Origin of the sequence: Pseudonocardia pini (assembly GCF_013870575.1) — a bacterium.
Taxonomy (GTDB): Bacteria; Actinomycetota; Actinomycetes; order Mycobacteriales; family Pseudonocardiaceae; genus Pseudonocardia; species Pseudonocardia pini.
This window is the reverse complement of the sequence record NZ_JACBXB010000732.1, coordinates 1-2781: the sequence shown is the minus strand read 5'-3', so window position 1 is coordinate 2781 and position 2781 is coordinate 1. Positions and strand designations below refer to the sequence as shown.

Annotated in this window: 3 protein-coding genes; 1 reads left to right on the top strand and 2 read right to left on the bottom strand. The window is 73.1% G+C overall.

Going from position 1 to position 2781, the window contains the following annotated elements:
- Window positions 1–172 precede the first annotated feature (172 nt).
- Window positions 173–718 carry a YncE family protein gene (locus H5J29_RS28015; protein WP_181783991.1) on the bottom strand — a complete coding sequence of 182 codons (546 nt, stop codon included), beginning with the start codon at window positions 716–718 and terminating at the stop codon, window positions 173–175.
- Window positions 719–845: 127 nt separating this feature from the next.
- On the opposite strand from H5J29_RS28015, the gene H5J29_RS28010 reads away from it, so the two are divergent.
- Entirely contained in the window at window positions 846–2033 is a 1188-nt protein-coding gene (locus tag H5J29_RS28010; RefSeq protein ID WP_181783990.1) for a PrsW family intramembrane metalloprotease, read from the top strand.
- A 39-nt stretch (window positions 2034–2072) separates the two neighbouring features.
- On the opposite strand, the gene H5J29_RS28005 is transcribed toward H5J29_RS28010, so the two are convergent.
- Complete coding sequence (locus H5J29_RS28005) at window positions 2073–2750, bottom strand: response regulator (RefSeq protein ID WP_181783992.1); 678 nt, start codon at window positions 2748–2750, stop codon at window positions 2073–2075.
- Between the last annotated feature and the right edge of the window lie 31 nt (window positions 2751–2781).

The window sequence follows — 2781 nt, the reverse complement described above, 5'->3', positions numbered from 1 at the left end:
AGCACCGCCGCCCAGCACAGCGCGACCAGGAGGAGGAGCCCGAGCACCGCCCGGAGCCGACCGGGCCGCGCCGGACGGGCCGCGACCGTGATCCTCGGCAGCTCGTCGGTGTCGGCGTCGGGGACGGAGGGCCATGCCCGTGGCGTCGTCATCGGGTCGATCGGCAGGGGGCTCATCGACTCGGCACGCCCTGCCGACCGACGAGCGGCAGCGCGTCGAGCACGCCCCCCGACGAGGTGGTGGTCGGGGCCGGGCCGAGGGTCATCTGACCGGCGATCCGGGCGTCGGCGATGCTGCCGTCACCGTTCGGGTCGACGTCGATGACCTGCACCGCGTTCGAGAAGCTGTTGGAGACGTAGGCCAGGAAGCCGCCGCCCCTCCTGGCGCCGAACGTGATGCCGTGGCAGCCGGCGTTGCACGGCAGGTCCTTGACGACCTCGTTGGTCGTGGGGTCCACCACCGTCACGGTCTGCGAGAGGGTGTTGGCCGCCAGCAGCGCCTTGCCGTCCGGGCTGACCGGCAGCTGGATGGTGAGACCGCCCCAGGGCTTGCCGGTCTCGGGCCCGGTCGCCGGGTCGTAGTTCTGCCAGAGGTCGATGACCCGGCTCCGGACCAGGCCGCCGTCGCCGTCGGCGCAGGCGTCCTCGGCGAGCGAGATGCAGGAGATGCTCGTCCCGCGGGCGGTGGAGATGTACGCGGCCCTGGCGTCGGGCGTCATCGAGGCGGGACGGGTCCGGGAGCCCGTCCGGCGTGGTCGTCCGGGTGTCCGGGCCCGGCAACGCCATGGACTCGGTGAACGCCGACGTGGAACGGACCCTCCGCAGCGTCGCCCGAGGAGACGGCTGATGAGCGAGTTCACCGCACCGCCGCTGACCCCCACCGGCCCCTCCGGGGACGCCATGGACCGCCGTTTCCTAGCGATCCGCGAGTCCGGCTGGGGGACGCCGTTCACGCTGGTCCAGCCACGGAACCTCTGCTTCTGGGTGTTCGTCTGGGGCATGGTCGCCGGCACCGTCCACATGGTCGGGTTCCTGGTGCCTGCCGGGCAGTACGGCGTCGCCCTGGGCAGCGGCGTCCTGCTGTTCGGCGTGTACACGGTGCCGTGGCTGCTGTTGTTGCACTACCACAACCGCTACACCTCGATCCCGGCCCGACCGCTCGTCCTCGCGTTCGTCTGGTCCTTCGTGGCGGGCACGTTCTGGATGGGCATCCAGGGCAACCCGGCGATCCTCTCGCTGTACAGCAAGGCCTTCGGTCCGGCGTTCGGACAGAGCTGGTCCGCGGGGCTCACCGCCCCGATCACCGAGGAGATCATCAAGGCGACGGCGCTGGTGCTCGTCGTCGGCCTGGCGCCCCGCCTGGTCAACAGCGCCTACGACGGCCTGGTCATCGGCGCCTACTCCGGCCTCGGCCTGCAGATCGCCGAGGACATCCTCTACGTCGTCAACAGCGCCGCGGGCGCGCACGGCACCGACCAGGTCGGCACGGCGGTCGGCATCCTGACCAACCGCGGCTACGTCGGCCTCTTCCAGCACGTCCTGTTCAGCGCGGTGTACTGCGCCGGGCTCGTGTGGCTGCTCGGTCGCGGCAGCCGCCACCGGCTGCGCGGGGCCCTGCTCGTCCTCGCGGTGACCCTCCTGCACTCGGCCTGGGACAACTCCGCCGCCCTCGGCTTCCTGCTCGCGGGCCCCCTCGGCCCGCTCCTGCTCCTCTGGGTCCTGCTCCCGGTCCTCGGCCTGCTGCTGCTGTGGCTGACGTTCCGGCTCGCCGCACCGCGGGAGCAGGCCTGGATGCGCGACCTGCTCCGCCCCGAGGTCGAACGCGGCGTGATCACCGAGGAGGAGCTCGTCGCGGTCAGCGGCGGGTACCGCGCCCGCCGCCGGTACCTCCGCCACGCCGAGCACCGCCGGGCCGAGAAGCACGTCCTGCACGCCATCGCGGACTTCGCGAGCGAGCTCGCGCGCGGCGGCGGCCGCGAGACCGCCCGGGTCGAGCACGCGCGCGCGGAGATCCTCCGGCTCCGCGCCGCCTGAGCCGACACGCCCCCGCACCTGACCGGGCTCTCTCCCCGCTCAGGCGGGCGGATCGAGGTCCGCGTCGTGCACGAGCAGCGCCACCTGGACGCGGTTGTTGAGGTCCAGCTTGGTGAGGATCGCCGAGACGTGGGTCTTCACGGTGCCCAGGCTGAGGTGGTGACGGGCGGCGATCTCGGCGTTGGACCGACCGGCGCCGATGTCGAGGGCGACCGTGCGCTCCCGGTCGGCGAGCAGGTCGAGCCTGCGGCGGGCGGCGGTGCCGCGCGAGTCGTGGTCCGACTCGGCGACCCGGTCGATGAGCCTGCGCATCACCTCCGGCGACAGCACCGGGCGGCCCTGCGCGGCGTGCCGGATCGCGACGACCAGCTCGTCGGGCGGGGTGTCCTTGAGCAGGAACCCCGCGGCGCCCGCCCGCAGGGCGCGCAGGACGTGCACGTCGGCGTCGAAGGTGGTCAGCACGACGACCTGGGGTGCGGACACGCGACGCCGGAGCGTCTCGGTGGCGGTGAGCCCGTCCATCCCGGGCATCCGGATGTCCATGAGCACGACGTCGGGGCGGTGCTCCCCCACGAGCGCGATCGCCTCCGCGCCGTCCCCCGCCTCGGCGACCACCCGCAGGTCGGGGGCCCCGCGGAGCATCATGGTGAGCCCGAAGCGGACGACGGGATCGTCGTCCACCACGAGGACGGTCACCTCGGCCTCGTCCACGGTCATCTCGGCCACGGCAGCCACAGTCCCACGCGCC